Origin of the sequence: Pseudomonas sivasensis, from assembly GCF_013778505.1 — a bacterium.
Lineage (GTDB): Bacteria > Pseudomonadota > Gammaproteobacteria > Pseudomonadales > Pseudomonadaceae > Aquipseudomonas > Aquipseudomonas sivasensis.
In genome coordinates this window covers 50,548-65,058 of sequence record NZ_JAAOWU010000015.1, presented here as the reverse complement: position 1 = coordinate 65,058, position 14,511 = coordinate 50,548, and the positions used below count along the sequence as shown (strand labels likewise).

At 58.2% G+C, this 14,511-nt stretch carries 13 protein-coding genes; 7 read left to right on the top strand and 6 right to left on the bottom strand.

Features of this window, described 5'->3' with window-relative positions; genetic code table 11:
- Nucleotides 1-22: 22 nt before the first annotated feature.
- Nucleotides 23-697, bottom strand: a complete 675-nt coding sequence (locus G9Q84_RS21855; RefSeq protein ID WP_181644087.1) for an urease accessory protein UreF — start codon at nucleotides 695-697, stop codon at nucleotides 23-25.
- A complete protein-coding gene (gene ureE / locus G9Q84_RS21850; protein ID WP_032890547.1) occupies nucleotides 694-1,194 on the bottom strand; it encodes an urease accessory protein UreE in 501 nt (166 codons plus the stop codon). Before ureE ends, G9Q84_RS21855 begins: the two co-directional genes overlap by 4 nt.
- Nucleotides 1,195-1,535: 341 nt before the next feature.
- On the opposite strand from ureE, the gene G9Q84_RS21845 reads away from it, so the two are divergent.
- On the top strand, nucleotides 1,536-2,066 hold the full coding sequence (locus G9Q84_RS21845; protein ID WP_032890549.1) for a C40 family peptidase: 531 nt from the start codon (nucleotides 1,536-1,538) through the stop codon (nucleotides 2,064-2,066).
- 5 nt (nucleotides 2,067-2,071) lie between these two features.
- Here G9Q84_RS21845 and G9Q84_RS21840 read toward each other — a convergent pair whose 3' ends face one another.
- Both G9Q84_RS21840 and G9Q84_RS21835 read right to left on the bottom strand, forming a co-directional pair.
- Complete coding sequence (locus G9Q84_RS21840; RefSeq protein ID WP_032890551.1) at nucleotides 2,072-2,704, bottom strand: TetR family transcriptional regulator; 633 nt, start codon at nucleotides 2,702-2,704, stop codon at nucleotides 2,072-2,074.
- 153 nt (nucleotides 2,705-2,857) lie between these two features.
- Entirely contained in the window at nucleotides 2,858-3,229 is a 372-nt protein-coding gene (locus G9Q84_RS21835) for a hypothetical protein (protein ID WP_032890553.1), read from the bottom strand.
- Between the two features lie 345 nt (nucleotides 3,230-3,574).
- Here G9Q84_RS21835 and G9Q84_RS21830 point away from each other — a divergent pair, with 345 nt between their 5' ends.
- Nucleotides 3,575-5,644: an AsmA family protein gene (locus G9Q84_RS21830; RefSeq protein WP_032890555.1), complete on the top strand. Its 2,070-nt coding sequence runs from the start codon at nucleotides 3,575-3,577 to the stop codon at nucleotides 5,642-5,644.
- Nucleotides 5,645-5,753: 109 nt separating this feature from the next.
- On the opposite strand, the gene G9Q84_RS21825 is transcribed toward G9Q84_RS21830, so the two are convergent.
- Entirely contained in the window at nucleotides 5,754-6,284 is a 531-nt protein-coding gene (locus G9Q84_RS21825) for a ferritin-like domain-containing protein (RefSeq protein WP_032890557.1), read from the bottom strand.
- 175 nt (nucleotides 6,285-6,459) lie between these two features.
- Here G9Q84_RS21825 and G9Q84_RS21820 point away from each other — a divergent pair, with 175 nt between their 5' ends.
- Nucleotides 6,460-7,350, top strand: a complete 891-nt coding sequence (locus tag G9Q84_RS21820; RefSeq protein WP_122764184.1) for an esterase/lipase family protein — start codon at nucleotides 6,460-6,462, stop codon at nucleotides 7,348-7,350.
- Here the strand turns inward: G9Q84_RS21820 and G9Q84_RS21815 are convergent.
- Nucleotides 7,347-8,225: a DMT family transporter gene (locus G9Q84_RS21815; RefSeq protein WP_181644086.1), complete on the bottom strand. Its 879-nt coding sequence runs from the start codon at nucleotides 8,223-8,225 to the stop codon at nucleotides 7,347-7,349. The genes G9Q84_RS21820 and G9Q84_RS21815 overlap by 4 nt on opposite strands.
- 97 nt (nucleotides 8,226-8,322) lie before the next feature.
- Here G9Q84_RS21815 and G9Q84_RS21810 point away from each other — a divergent pair, with 97 nt between their 5' ends.
- The 4 genes from G9Q84_RS21810 to G9Q84_RS21795 all read left to right on the top strand — a co-directional run bounded on the left by G9Q84_RS21810 (nucleotide 8,323) and on the right by G9Q84_RS21795 (nucleotide 14,461).
- Nucleotides 8,323-9,111, top strand: a complete 789-nt coding sequence (locus G9Q84_RS21810; RefSeq protein ID WP_032890562.1) for an AraC family transcriptional regulator — start codon at nucleotides 8,323-8,325, stop codon at nucleotides 9,109-9,111.
- Between the two features lie 70 nt (nucleotides 9,112-9,181).
- A complete protein-coding gene (locus tag G9Q84_RS21805; RefSeq protein WP_017849707.1) occupies nucleotides 9,182-9,481 on the top strand; it encodes a PsiF family protein in 300 nt (99 codons plus the stop codon).
- A 145-nt stretch (nucleotides 9,482-9,626) separates the two neighbouring features.
- Nucleotides 9,627-10,640 (top strand): AI-2E family transporter, encoded by a 1,014-nt coding sequence (locus G9Q84_RS21800; RefSeq protein ID WP_032890564.1) that lies wholly within the window; start codon nucleotides 9,627-9,629, stop codon nucleotides 10,638-10,640.
- Between the two features lie 182 nt (nucleotides 10,641-10,822).
- Nucleotides 10,823-14,461, top strand: coding sequence for a dermonecrotic toxin domain-containing protein (locus G9Q84_RS21795; protein ID WP_181644085.1), 3,639 nt, complete (start codon nucleotides 10,823-10,825; stop codon nucleotides 14,459-14,461).
- The last annotated feature ends 50 nt before the right edge of the window (nucleotides 14,462-14,511 follow it).

Here is a 14,511-nt window from a genome sequence, read left to right as displayed (position 1 = left end):
GCTTCTCCAAAATAAAGAGCTCCTAGGAACGGAACAGGCGGCTGTACTGGCGCTCGTGGGCCATGCACGCCAGTGACAGGCCGAACGCTGCGCTGCCGAAATGGTGGGGGTCGACGCGGCCCGCGTCCTGCTGGGCTTGTTGCAGCAGCGGCAGCAGTTCACTGGTCAGGCGCTGGGCGGCTTGTTGGCCCAAGGGCAGGGTTTTCATCAGCACCGCCAATTGGTTTTCCAACCAGCTCCACAGCCAGGCGGCGAGGGCGTCGTCGGGGTTGATGGTCCAGGCGCGTGCGGCCAGGGCCCAGCCCAGAGCCAGATGAGGTTCGCTGCGTTGCTCAAGAAAGGTGTGGGCCTGGCTGTCCAGTTCCGGCAGACCGTTGAGCAGTTGTTGCAGGGAGTAGCCCATCTGTCGGCTCTCTTGATACAGCTCGCGGGTCTCGCGGCTGGCTTGGTGCTCTTCGCACAGTTGCGAGAGTGTCGGCCAATCCTCGGCGGCAGCGGCGCGGCAATGGGCGAGCAGCAACGGTGCTTCGAAACGTGCCAAGTTCAGCAGCAACTGGTCGCTGATCCAACGGCGGGCGCTGGCCGCATCCTTCACGCGGCCGTTCTCCACGGCCATTTCCAGCCCTTGGGAATAGCTGTAGCCGCCAATCGGCAATTGCGGACTGGCCAGACGCAGCAACGCCCAGGCTGGGTTCATAAACGCACGCCGAACTGGTGCAGCTTGGGCGGATAGTTGAAGTCTTCATCGCCATGGCGCGAATGATGATGGCCACCGCCATAGGCGCCGTGCTCCGGCTGGAATGGCGCTTCGAGGGTCTGCGTGGTGGCGCCCAGCTGTTCAAGCATGGCCTTGAGCACGTAGTCGTCGAGCAGGCGTAGCCAGCCATCCCCAACCTGCAACGCCACATGGCGGTTGCCGAGGTGATAGGCCGCGCGTGTCAGTTCAAAGGCATTGGCGCAGGTGACGTGCAGCAGTTGTTCAGGCCGTGCGCATACACGTACGACACGTCCGTCTTCAGCCTGTAGGCATTCGCCATCGTGCAACGGCGGCTGGCCGCGCTCCAGGAACAGGCCAACGTCTTCGCCGTCAGTACTGAAACAGCGCAGGCGGCTCTTGCTGCGCGCTTCGAAAGTGAGCAGCAACTCAGCGGCCCAGAGGGCTTGGGGGGCGATTCGGCGGTGGATCACCAGCATCAGGAAGCTTCCAGCTATGAGCGATGAAACAGCTAGAGCAAGTGGCTTGCCAATCACGGGTTGATGTAGGAAATCTCTGTCGGTACGCGGGGGAGTGCTACCGAATAGGGCGTTAGTGCTTGGTGGGAGTGTTTCAAATTGGTGCGTTGACACGTTTATAGCGCCAAAGAGGGGCATTTTGGCGTCGAGGGCGATGCGGCGTGTATGAAGTTCCTTTCGTCCTTTTCGTTTCTGGGTGTTTTCGGATTAGTCCTACGGGAATTGAGGATTTGGAGTTCGTCGGCTTACGCGCAGGATCTTTAGGATTCGCCGCGTGCTAAACATTCACGACGGGTTCCATCATGTTTCGATCAATTTTGTGTTTATTCGTGTTCAGTCTTTATCTGGTTACGCCCTCATCTTCGGCCAATGTCCAAAAGCGTGCGGTGGCTCCGATCGCGGCCAGCACTCCCCTGCAAGCCCTACAGGCCTTGCCGTCCAAACCGTCCATCAACGATGTGATCGACCGCGCCCATGAGTTGCTGGGCACACCCTATAAGTGGGGAGGGAGCACGGTAGAGCAGGGGTTCGACTGCAGTAGCTTTCTGGTTTATCTGTTCAAGACCCAGGCCAATATCCGTATACCCCGCACCACGGCGGCAATGCACCGTTCAGATGCGATGACGATCAAGCGTCATGCGCTGAAACCTGGGGATGCCGTGTTTTTCAAAGGTAATGGGCGCGGTCAGGTCAGCCATGTCGGCCTCTATATAGGCGAGGGCAAATTCATTCACTCACCCCGAACCGGTAAGACGGTGCGTATCGATTCACTGAGCAATCGCTATTGGAGCAAAAACTACACCACCGCCAAGCGTTTCCATTCGGCCGGGTGACCGGTTTACTCGGTACTGCCCAAGCCCTGCCAATGCTTGAGGCCGATGAAGATAAAGCGCAGTTGCTGGGTGATTTTCGCCTGGGGCGTGAGGTGAGCCGGCAACGCATGAGCCGGCGGGTCGATGATATCGGGCAGGGTGGCAAACACGCTTTTGACGATAAGGTCCGCCATCACGTGCAGGCCATCGGGGTCCAGGTGCTGCAACTTGGGCATTTGCGTCAGGTCCGCCGCCAGGTCGCGGGTGATGTCTTCGCGCAGGGCGCTGATGGCTTGGCGCACGGCCAGGCAGCCACCGTATTGCTCGCGGGCCAGGAACAAGAATTGCGAACGGTTGGCTGAGACCACATCGAGAAAGATCCGCACCGAGGCGTCGATAATGCCGCCCATCACGAATTCGTTGTGGCGCACCAGGCGGATGGTAGCGCGAAAGGTCTGGCCGACCTCACTCACCAAGACAAGTCCAAGCTGGTCCATATCGGCAAAATGGCGATAGAAACCAGTGGGAACGATGCCGGCCGTCTTGGCTACTTCACGCAGGCTCAGGCTGCCAAACCCACGGCCACACTCCATCAGATGGCGGGCAGCGTCCATCAAGGCAAGGCGGGTCTGTTGCTTCTGTTCGGCGCGGGGCAGCATGGGCGGGGGGCTTTGTCGGCAAGTACAGCGACGCACTCTAGCAAAACAGCTCTGTTGGCGTCGAACTTGGCGGGGGCGCGTTGCGTGACAGGTTCTACAAAAAGTCAAAAAGCCCGGTCGGGTGATCGGGCTTTTTTCTGGGCTACCACAGGGTTAGCTCTGTGCTTGGTTTTGTTCTTTCAGGCGATCAGAACCGTCTTCGGCAACACCTTCAGTGTAAGCGCGCTTGCTGATTTGATCGGCACCGTCTTCAACCAGACCTTTCTCTTGCAGGCGATCGCGACCGTTTTCGGTCAGGCCTTCGGCGTGAGCGCGTTTGCTGATCTGATCCGAACCGTTTTCTGCAACAGCGCCTTTGGCGTAGTCACGGCTATCTTCTTCTTGCGAACCGCTGCGGGCCAGAGTTTGGCTGGCGTGCACGGCGTCGGCTTTGACTTGTGGGGTCACTTGTTCGGCGGCTGGCAGGGCAAAGGCGCTGGAAGCCATGATGGACAACAGGACGGTAGCGAGTACTTGGCGTTTCATGATGGTTGCTCCTTGGGAGGGCGATAAAGTGGGTACAGGGCTAATGCTACTCTCGATATGTCGATATAAAAGTTCATAAACACAATGGTAATAATCAACAGAATTGATTGTTCCTCGCAGAGGCTCTAGACCGGACCTCTCAAGCACGCGGTTTTGCACCGTGGTGGGTATTTTCGACACGAACCTGGGTAACAATGGTGCGCCGTTGATGATTGGATTTGTCTGATCGATCAGGAAAATGGCTTTTTGCGACTAAATTGACCACTGGGTTAAACCCCCGGACGGTTTGCCAGTCGTACTCTTATGAGCTGTATTTCAGCTATTCGTGTTGAGGAGTCCTGTGCAATGACGCGCACTCGTAAAATCGTCGCTTGGAGCTGCGCCAGCTTCGTTCTGTTAATCGCCGTTGCAGTCCTGGTCCTGGTGTTTTTTGACTGGAATCGCATCAAACCGCCCCTCAATGCCAAAGTCTCCGAAGAACTGCATCGCCCGTTTGCCATCAACGGCAACCTCGCCGTGGTGTGGCAGCGAGAGCCCGATGAAGGCGGCTGGCGTGCCTGGGTACCGTGGCCTCATGTGATTGCCGAAGACTTGACCCTAGGTAACCCGGACTGGTCGAAAAAACCGCAGATGGTTTCGTTGAAGAAAGTCGAGCTGCGTATTTCGCCCCTGGCTCTGCTGGCACAGCGTGTGGTTATCCCGCGTATCGATCTCACCGAACCGAGTGCAGAGTTACAGCGCCTGGCTGATGGTCGCGCCAACTGGACCTTCACGTTCGACCCTAAAGACCCCAATGCCGAACCCTCCAACTGGGTGGTGGACATCGGTGCCATCGGCTTTGACAAAGGCCACGTGACGCTGGATGACCAGACCCTCAAGACCCAGCTCGACGTGATCATTGACCCCTTGGGCAAACCGATTCCCTTCGGTGAAATCGTCGGCGATGCCGATGCCAAGAAGGCTCTGGAGAAAGGCTCGGCGCCCCAGGACTATGCGTTCGCCCTCAAGGTCAAAGGCCAGTACCACGGCCAGAAGCTCGACGGCACCGGCAAGATCGGCGGCCTGCTGGCCCTGCAGGATGCGGCCAAGCCGTTCCCGCTACAGGCCCAAGTCAAGATCGCTGACACCAACATCGCCCTGGCTGGCACCCTGACCGACCCGCTCAACCTCGGCGCTCTTGACCTGCGCCTTAAGCTGTCCGGCAGCAGCCTGGGCAACCTGTATCCACTGACCGGCGTCACTCTGCCGGACTCGCCGGCCTACGCCACCGACGGTCACTTGATCGCCAAGCTGCACGATGCCAGCGGCGCGTCCTTCCGCTACGACAACTTCAACGGCAAGATCGGCAACAGCGACATTCACGGCAACCTCGCCTACGTCGCCAGCCAGCCACGGCCCAAGCTCAGCGGCGCGCTGGTGTCCAACCAGTTGCTGATGACTGACCTTGCACCCTTGATCGGCGCCGACTCCAACGCCAAGCAAAAGGCCCGTGGCGGCGAAAGCAAACAGCCGGCGACCAAAGTGCTGCCGGTGGAAGAGTTCCGCACCGAACGCTGGCGCGACATGGATGCCGATGTGGAATTCACCGGTAAACGTATCGTGCACAGTGCCGAATTACCCTTTACCGATCTTTATACCCATCTGGTGCTCAACGACGGCGAGCTGAGCCTGGAGCCACTGCGTTTCGGCGTCGCTGGTGGCAAGCTCGATGCGCAGATTCGCCTGAATGGCCGCATCACACCGATGGAAGGTCGCGCCAAATTGACCGCGCGCAATTTCAAGCTCAAGCAACTGTTCCCGAGCTTCGAGCCGATGAAAACCAGCTTCGGTGAACTCAACGGCGATGCCGATATTGCCGGGCGAGGTAACTCCGTGGCGGCGCTGCTGGGCAGCTCCAATGGTGACCTGAAGATGCTGATCAACGACGGCGCCATCAGCCGTGGCCTGATGGAAATCGCCGGGCTCAACGTGGGCAACTACGTGGTGGGCCGCTTGTTCGGCGATAAGGAAGTGAAGATTAACTGTGCCGCCGCGGACTTCGGCATCAAGACCGGCTTGGCGACTACGCGGCTGTTTGTGTTCGATACCGAGAACGCCATCATCTACATCGATGGCACCGCGAACATGGCGACTGAGCAGTTGGACCTGACGGTCACCCCGGAATCCAAAGGCTTCCGTCTCTTCTCCCTGCGCTCGCCGCTGTATGTGAACGGGCCTTTTATCAAGCCGAATGCAGGGGTCAAGGCCATTCCATTAGCCCTGCGCGGCGCGGGCATGGTGGCGCTGGGCGTGATCGCTGGTCCTGCTGCCGGCTTGCTTGCGTTGGTCGCCCCAAGTGGTGGCGAGCCCAATGAGTGCGCGCCGCTGCTGCAGCAGATGAAAGAAGGCAAGGCGCCGAAGACCGTTAAAGGCTAACCAAATGTGGGAGGGGGCTTGCCCCCGATAACGGTATGTCAGTCAGTACCTCTGAGACTGAATCACCGCTATCGGGCGCAAGCCCCCTCCCACATGGGATTTACGCTATTTAAAGACTTTCGAGGATGTCGGCCATATCGTCCGCATGCTCTTCTTCCTGAGCGAGGATCTCCTCAAACAGGCGGCGAGTGGTCGGGTCTTTGTCGCCGATGTACTGGATGATCTCGCGGTAGCTGTCCACCGCGATGCGCTCGGCGACCAGGTCTTCGTAGACCATTTCCTTCAAGCTGTTACCGGCCACGTACTGCGCGTGGGAGTTCTTCGACAACAGATCGGGGTTGAACTCCGGCTCGCCGCCCAGCTGCACGATGCGCTCGGCCAGTTTGTCGGCATGTTCGGCTTCCTGGGTGGCGTGCTCCAGAAATTCCTCTGCAGCGACGGCTGCTTTAACGCCGCTGGCCATGAAGTAGTGGCGCTTGTAGCGCAGCACGCACACCAGCTCGGTAGCCAGCGACGCGTTGAGCAGGCGGATAATTTCTTCGCGGTCGGCGTCGTAGCCTTCGGTCACGGCACCGTTTTCGACGTTCTGGCGGGCGCGGCTGCGCAGGGTCGCAACGTCGGTCAAGTTTGCTTCAGTCATCTCAATCTCCTGGGGCTAATCCGGGTTACGCCACGCTCTGTCGGCGTGATCGCTCCAAGTTGTGAGTGCCGGGCAGCGCAAAAAGTTTTATCGGATTTACCTCGCGCGTCACGAGCCCGACTTGCAACTGGGCTAGGCTGCATTGCATCAAACGCGCTGCGAGGATATTCGCTTCATGTCACAGTCGTTGGCCACACGCTATCCCCTGGTATTGGTGCCCGGCATGCTCGGATTTGTGCGCATCGGGTTTTTTCCCTACTGGTATGGCATCGTCCCGGCTTTGCGGGCTGGTGGGGCTCAGGTATTCCCGATACAGGTGGCACCGCTGGACTCCAGCGAGGTGCGTGGCGAGCAACTGCTGGTGCAGATCGAGCGCATACGCCGCGAGACTGGGGCGGAAAAGGTCAACTTGATCGGCCATAGCCAAGGCTCACTGACTGCGCGCTATGCAGCAGCCCTGCGCCCGGATTGGGTGGCGTCGGTGACTTCGGTGGCGGGGCCGAACCACGGTTCTGAGCTGGCGGACCATATCCACCTCCATTACCCCATCGACGGCGCCAAGGGCCGGATCATGAGCGCACTGTTTCACCTGGTCGCCTGGGTGATGGGTGTGCTGGAAACCGGTTATCGCGGGCCGCGCTTTAAAGCGGATCTGCAGGCGTCTCACCATTCCCTCACCAGTGAAGGTGTGGCTTTGTTCAATCGCCGTTATCCCCAAGGCTTACCCGAGACATGGGGCGGGCAGGGTGCGGAGGTGGTCAACGGCGTGCGCTATTACTCGTGGTCCGGCACGTTGCAGCCGGGCATCACGGATCGGGGCCGTAATTTGTTTGATGGTACCCACCGCAGTTGCCGCTTGTTCGCCCGCAGCTTTGTGCGGGAAAAGGGCCAGTGTGATGGCATGGTCGGGCGCTACAGCTCACACCTGGGCACGGTGATTGGTGATGATTTTGCCCTGGACCATTTTGATATCGTCAATCAGTCCATGGGGCTGGTGGGCAAGGGCGCCGAGCCGATCCGATTGTTTGTGGAGCATGCCCGGCGCTTGAAAGCGGCGGGTGTTTAAGCCAGGCGGCGCACCGGTGTGGTCCAGCGCTCCGACAAGACTACCCCGCCCAAGGTCAGCAAACCGCCCACCAGGTGATACAACGCCAGCTCCTCCTTCAATACCACCGCCGCAATCAACGCGGTAATCAACGGCAGCAGGTTGAAAAACAGCGTGGTACGGCTTGGTCCCAAGGTCTTCACCGAGTGCATCCACGCCAACGGCGCGAGCATCGACGCCAGTAAACACGCGTACAGCACCAGTGGGATATTTGCCCAGCTCAGGCCGGTTTTGGCCGAGAACAGGAACAGCGGAAACAACACCACCACCGCCACCAGTATCTGCAAATACAGCAACACCAACGGCGGCAGGCGCAGCTGCCATTTTTTCAGCAAGGTGCTGTAGACCGCGTAGGCCAGGGTGGCGACCAGCATCATGGCGTCGCCCAGGTTGACCCCGTGTTGCAACAGCGCGCCCAGGCTGCCGGACGACACCACCACGACCACACAGGCAAACGACAGCACAGCCCCGGTGAGTGCGCCGAAGGTCAGGCGTTGGCCGAGGCTGATGATCGCTGCTGTCAGGGCCATCAACGGCATCAGCGACAGGATGATGCCCATGTTGGTGGCGGTGGTCAGGGAGGCGGCGTAATACGCCAGGCTTTGGTACACGGCCATGCCCAGCACGCCGAGGATGACGATCTTGCCCAGATTCGGGCGGATCTGCGCCCAGTGAGCGATCACCGGCTTGAGCATGAACGGCGTGAACAGTAGCGCCGCCAGCAGCCAGCGGTAAAAACCGATCTCCGACGGGAAAATCGAGCCCACGGCCAGTTTGTTGACCACGGTGTTGCCGGCCCAGATAAAAATGGCCAGCAGGGGATACGCGTACTGCATCGAAAGAAACCAAGTGTGTTGATGAAGCGGGATTATCCCCTGTCTGGATCGAAGCCTATACTGCGATCCAGACAACTCACCTTTGCATCCAGACAATATGGCCCGACACACCGTACGCCTCGCCGATTTCCGTAGCTTGCCCAGCCCGGTCTACTTCCGTTATTCCGACTTTGCCCCTGACACCGAGTGCACGCCGCACCAGCACTTCTGGGGCTCGCTGGATTACTCCGCCAGCGGTGTGATGCGCATGGAAGTGGCCGGTAACCGCTTTATGTCGCCGCCGCAGTACGCGGTCTGGATCCCGCCCAATACTGAGCACAGCTCCTACAACGCCCAGGCGATTGTCTATCACTCGGTCGGCCTGGCCCCCGAGCTCTGCGAGCAACTGCCACAACAGCCATGCACACTGGCGATCAGCGACATTCTCAAGGCGATCCTGCGCGACTTCGCCCGGCGTGACGTGAATATTCCGCATTCCGAAGCCGATATCCGCCTGGCCCAAGTATTGGTGGATCAACTGCGGCAGGCACCGATCCACGACGGTTTCCTGCCCTACGCCCGCCGCCCAGGGCTGCTTGGCGTCCTGGAAGGCATGCAGGCCGACCCCGGCGATAACCGCCCGCTGGCGCAATGGGCTGAACAGGTGCATGTGAGCGAGCGCACCCTGGCGCGCCAGTTTGTGCGCGAGTTGGGCATGAGCTTCGGTGAATGGCGCCAGCGTCTGCGCTACTTGGCGGCCATCGAAGCCCTCGACAGCGAACGCAGCGTGCAGCAGGTGGCGTTCGACCTCGGCTACAGCACCGCCTCGGCGTTTATCGCGATGTTTCAGCGCCATGCTGGCTGCACGCCGGAGCAGTACCGCCGGACGAATATTCGCTGTGGATGAAGATGTAACAGGCTTTGACTACACTGCGGATAGGCCATGCCCATCGGCGTGGTAACAGGGAGAAAACTCCATGAAGATGCTGCGTATTCCGTTATTGATGATGGGCTTGCTGCTGTGTTCCCAAGGCTTTGCCGCCACTGCCCAGCAAAACAAAATGACCACCTGCAATGCTGAGGCCACCACCAAGACGCTCAAGGGCGACGAGCGCAAGGCGTTCATGAAAACCTGCCTGTCGGCCCCGGCTGCCAATGACGCCAAGACCCTGACGCCGCAGCAGCAGAAGATGAAGGATTGCAATGCGTCGGCGAAAACCAAAGCGCTGACCGGCGATGCGCGCAAGACGTTCATGAGCACCTGCCTCAAAGGTTGATCACGATTTCGTCGGTGCTGAAGATTAAATGTGGGAGGGGAGGTGCCCCTCTCACACTTGATCGCATTCACAACCTATCCACTCGCTTGATTCTCTGAAGGCTGGCAGACTGCCCATCCTTTAACGCCGTTCGTTTTGAGGCTGTATGCCAACGTTTTCTCAGCGTCATGTGTTGTTGCTGGCCAGCTACATCATCATTTTCGGCGGACTGCTGCTGGTGCTGCCGCTGAAATTGCTGCCCAGCCTGCTGGCCGGTTTGTTGGTCTATGAACTGGTCAACATGCTCACCCCCCAACTGCAACGGCTGATCGAAGGCCGCCGCGCGCGCTGGCTGGCAGTGGCGTTGCTCGGGACCCTGATTGTCAGCGTGCTTGCGCTGATCTTCGCCGGCGCCATTAGCTTCCTGCTCCACGAAGCGGAAAATCCCGGGGCTTCCCTCGACAAATTCATGGGCGTGGTCGACCGCGCGCGGGGCCAACTTCCGCCATTCCTCGACGCCTACCTGCCGGCCAGCGCCGCCGAATTCCGTGTGGCCATCGGTGAGTGGCTGAGCAAACACCTGAGCGAGCTGCAACTGGTGGGCAAAGACGCCGCGCACATGTTCGTCACCCTGCTGATCGGCATGGTGCTCGGCGCGATCATCGCCCTGCAGCGCGTGCCTGACCTGACCAAGCGCAAGCCCCTGGCGGCGGCGCTGTTCGACCGCCTGCACCTGCTGGTCCAGGCCTTTCGCAACATCGTCTTCGCTCAGATCAAGATCGCCGCGCTCAACACCGCCTTCACCGCCATATTCCTCGCCGTGGTGCTGCCGCTGTGTGGCATTCACCTGCCGCTGACCAAAACCCTGATCGTGCTGACCTTCCTGCTCGGCCTGCTGCCGGTGATCGGCAACCTGATGTCCAACACCCTGATCACCATCGTCGCGCTGTCGCTGTCGATCTGGGTGGCAGTGGCGGCGTTGGGCTATTTAATCGTGATCCACAAGGTCGAGTACTTCCTCAATGCGCGCATTGTTGGCGGGCAGATCAGTGCCAAGTCGTGGGAATTGCTGCTCGCGATGTTGGTGTTTGAAGCCGCATTCGGTCTGCCGGGCGTGGTGGCAGGGCCGATCTACTATGCGTATCTGAAGAGTGAGCTGAAACTCGGTGGGATGGTTTGATTTACTAAGGTGAACGACCCTACCTACGCTGCGCGAACGGCAGAGTTGAGCACGGTAGTGCAGTCGTCACCACTGCCAAGGCCTGATCAATGATGCGGCACGCTGTAATTATCTAACCCTCAATAGGCAGGACCCGCTGATAGCGTTTGATTTAACTAACGCGAACAGAAGGACTGCATTTGATGGGTGATTCCAGTACTGATAACGATGGTAGCGGAACGACTGCCAGTGATGGCTCCGGTGTTAGCAACGACTACATAAATATCGTGGCGTCTGCTGTTCCTTCATTTTTGTTAAACGCGCCCGCGCAGACTTTAAAAACATTCGGGGGGATGACTCCTCAGCTGCCCGAGTGGTGGACGTCTTCCTCGCCCGCTGAGCGTGCGACGGCTGCGAGCTATGCCGCGCTGAGCATCGAGGCGCACAGCGCTTACGTTCGCATCATGGCTGATGTGCAGGCGATTAATGATTTCGCTGCACCACTGTTAACGCAGGAAATCAAAAAAATCTTTGGCCTGGATCTGGATGTCAATCAGGTCTGGTTGGAGCTTTATACCCATGCCAGTTTTTTCAGTAACCCAAAAATCGAGTGTTTTACCCTGTTGCAAGCTGCGCTGCATAATTTTGAGGCCTCTGAAGGAAGAGCGGGGGCTTTCTATATCAGCGAGTTTTTTAACTACGGGAAGAAAGTAGGTATTCGCCAAAAAATCCAGGGGCTGACGATCGAGAAATTTGTAGCCTTATGTCGGGATCTGGATCTGGGTGCAAAGTACCAACAGCACATAAAGGACGCACTAGGCTGGAGCGATCCTGAGAAGCTGGAGGCCGAAAAAGATGCCTTTATCCGCTATCAGAAAGCATCGCTTAAAACCGCGAGTTACATCGCGCTGTTAAAAACAGATATTCAGGCGAAACACTATCAAGCTCTGCTTGCCCTTATCGACCAACAGCAAGAGGTTGCAGTAGACGGCCACCCGCTGTGGTTGCGCGGTTTGAACTTCATGGGAATGAACCTGAACGGTTGTGTGGTGTTTGAGATCGTTGAGAAAAGCCAGAGTTTGCCAGTGAAGGTGATCTGGCCATTCTTGGACAGCGAGTCAGAGTCCGGCTTCATTGTTTACATCCCTGATGATCCTGATCATCCCGTAAAGCATTACTCTTCCCTGGCGCAGCTCAAGGCGCAGATGAAGACGCAATTTCTGCGAAAAGCCCCAGCAGCAAAGCCTTCCACTGCAGCGCCCTCTGACTATCAGCTGTTTTTCAGTCGGTTTGTCGCCTTTGAAGATCGCCCAGCCTTTTTCAATTACTTCACCGAACGAGTACCTGGGCAATCCCCACGTCACGCGCCGGTGCTGCGGCAAAAAGAGCAGTTGGACTTTCTCTTGCAGTTCCGGCCCATGGGGACATCTCTGGATATCTGGGAAGAAGGCCTGGACCTGTGGGCTTGCCTCTACCGGCAGTGGCGACAAAGGGGGCTGGCCGATGCGAGACGTCAGGCAGTCCCCACTGAAGATGCGGATGCGAAGAGTCGCAGGGAGTGGATTGCCCAGTTGCTGGAAGACCTCATGGCCGTGATCGGCGTTGCTGCCTTTGCTGTGCCTGCGCTTGGCGTAGTACTGCTGGGGGCGACGGCGGTCAAGCTGATGAATGAGGTGCTGGAAGGTATCGAGGACTTGTCCGTGGGGGACAAGGTGATGGGCTGGGCACACATTGTCGGTGTGGTTAACGCCCTGGTCGAGGTTACTGTCACCGGTCTGGCGCTCAGTTACGTCGTGCCCGAAGAAATGAATATGTTCCGCCGTGTCACGTCTCCAGATGGGCGCATTCGTTTACAGAAGGTCGCTATCCCCGCCTCCAGCGAGGAGGGGCATATCACGTATACGTCGTCTGAGCCGACCCCTGACCTGCCTGCGCAGGTTGAGCCTGCGCTTGAAGCGCCCATCCCAGTAGACGAGCCTGCCGAGGTCACCCCTCTTGGGTACCGGGAGTACGCAGTAGATCAGTCCACGATCTCGACGCTTACACCCAGCGCCCAGGGCATCTATCGGACGGCTGATGGCCAACAGTTTTATATCCGGGACGTAAGAGGTGATGGTCGAGAGCAGGTGTACCAGATCCGCGATAACTTCAGGATAGAGGCCGACATTTTTGATGTGAACGTCGTCGATGCTCAAACCAACCGGCAGACAGGTTACTGGTTGCGGCGAGTAGGTCCCGACCAATGGGAGTCCATCGGGTTGAAGGGCGGCGTCGAGCCTCACCGTTTGATAACGGGGGATGACGTCCGTGATTGGAGCGAGTTATCTGAAGTCGACCGTTCTGCCAACTTAATGCGCAAGTTTGCCAGGCAGCGCGGACTGTTCTATCCCACCTTGAGACGTTACGTATTAGCGGACGGATCTACCACGCCTGAGGGGGTGGCATTTCTCGACAATGAGCACGCAGTGCGTACCAGTGTTACCGCCGAGCATTTGTCTGCATGGGAGCGACTGTCACCCAGGGAGCGGCATGAGTTGACTCGTGAGGGTTTTGCGAATCAGTACTTGATTGAGCCAGATGCTCTCATGCTGCATATCGCTCAGGATGGCTCGATCAACGACATAGGGAGAGTACTGCTCAAACATGCCGGCGGTGGTGCCTATACAAGCATTACTCGTGAGCATCTCAGTGAATGGAAAACGCTGTATGAAACCCCCGGCAGCCAATTGATGGCCCGTGATTTTGCCACGCGGCATAACCTCAACCCGATCATGTGGGGCGATTACGTAAAGCAAGATGGCAGTTTTACCAAGCAAGGTATGACCGAGCTTATTTTCGAACGGGCTAACTATGATCCGCTGACCGAGGCTCATCTGGACAAGTGGTACCGTTTGCAAAGCAAGGAGGGTCAAACGGTATCGTCCAGTGAGTTTGTTCAACGCAACAATATCGACCCATTGGAGTGGGCGCGCCACGTGAGGGCAAACGGTAAGTTCACGTTGATCGGAAAAAACCGCCTGATCTTTGGTGAACCGGGGCAGTTGCCCGCCAATCCCCTCAATCCCGAAAGCCTTGAGACGCGGATATTCACGGCACGCAAAAGCTCCAGAGTCCCCGTCAAACGTCCTGCGCAGGGCCCGCTCTCACCGCAGATCAAGGTGCCCAGGCGCGAGCCGACGGTGGCTAATGAGAGCAAAGATGCAACGCTTCTCCTTGAGCATGAAATCAATAACGACCTGCCCATCCTGCAAGATCCGAGCGATGTCACGCGCAGTTTGACCGCAGAACTGGAGGGTGAGGTTGACCAGATTGAAGTGACTTACTGGAACAGTTTGCTCGACGAGTTCGGGACGCAGGAACGCCTGAGATGGTCTGAAAAAATAACCCAGGATGTTCGAAATTGGATTCGAGATGAGGGGCGTCACGCCGCGCGTTTCTTAGGCAAGCTACTGGCCAGGAAGATGACGGATGGCCCTGATCGAGGGCTGTCGGTCGTTGCGCTACGCAGGATTCGCAGGTTTGAGGTGCTGGGGCCTTATTCAGGAAAGTTGCATCAAGGCGATCCGACGCTGATGAAGGAGATTGCAGCCAAGGGGCGCCGGCCGGTGGAGACTTACTCGTTTCAGAGCTTTTCCAATGACGGAACACTAAGCGCTCATGGCAGTGGCAATATCCTTAGCCTGATCAACAGCCCGGCTGCCCCAGGGCAAGTACCAGTAGGCGAGCAAAATGTGGGGAGTATCTACGTCGGTCGTTACATGACGTTTTTTGTGGCCTGGCGGGATATTGAGGAGGGCGAGGAGTTGCTGCTGGACTATGGACCTTTCTATAAGTGGGACTGACCCGGGATAAGCGGTCAGGGATGCGTGCTTGCTCACGATGACGAGAGGCC

Coding starts and splice junctions, on each gene's coding strand:
- G9Q84_RS21815 (WP_181644086.1), bottom strand. CDS start 8,225: ATGCAGTACGCGTATCCCCTGCTGGCCATTTTTATCTGGGCCGGCAAC.
- G9Q84_RS21810 (WP_032890562.1), top strand. CDS start 8,323: ATGGCCCGACACACCGTACGCCTCGCCGATTTCCGTAGCTTGCCCAGC.
- ureE (WP_032890547.1), bottom strand. CDS start 1,194: ATGCTGGTGATCCACCGCCGAATCGCCCCCCAAGCCCTCTGGGCCGCT.
- G9Q84_RS21800 (WP_032890564.1), top strand. CDS start 9,627: ATGCCAACGTTTTCTCAGCGTCATGTGTTGTTGCTGGCCAGCTACATC.
- G9Q84_RS21820 (WP_122764184.1), top strand. CDS start 6,460: ATGTCACAGTCGTTGGCCACACGCTATCCCCTGGTATTGGTGCCCGGC.
- G9Q84_RS21795 (WP_181644085.1), top strand. CDS start 10,823: ATGGGTGATTCCAGTACTGATAACGATGGTAGCGGAACGACTGCCAGT.
- G9Q84_RS21855 (WP_181644087.1), bottom strand. CDS start 697: ATGAACCCAGCCTGGGCGTTGCTGCGTCTGGCCAGTCCGCAATTGCCG.
- G9Q84_RS21840 (WP_032890551.1), bottom strand. CDS start 2,704: ATGCTGCCCCGCGCCGAACAGAAGCAACAGACCCGCCTTGCCTTGATG.
- G9Q84_RS21830 (WP_032890555.1), top strand. CDS start 3,575: ATGACGCGCACTCGTAAAATCGTCGCTTGGAGCTGCGCCAGCTTCGTT.
- G9Q84_RS21845 (WP_032890549.1), top strand. CDS start 1,536: ATGTTTCGATCAATTTTGTGTTTATTCGTGTTCAGTCTTTATCTGGTT.
- G9Q84_RS21825 (WP_032890557.1), bottom strand. CDS start 6,284: ATGACTGAAGCAAACTTGACCGACGTTGCGACCCTGCGCAGCCGCGCC.
- G9Q84_RS21805 (WP_017849707.1), top strand. CDS start 9,182: ATGAAGATGCTGCGTATTCCGTTATTGATGATGGGCTTGCTGCTGTGT.
- G9Q84_RS21835 (WP_032890553.1), bottom strand. CDS start 3,229: ATGAAACGCCAAGTACTCGCTACCGTCCTGTTGTCCATCATGGCTTCC.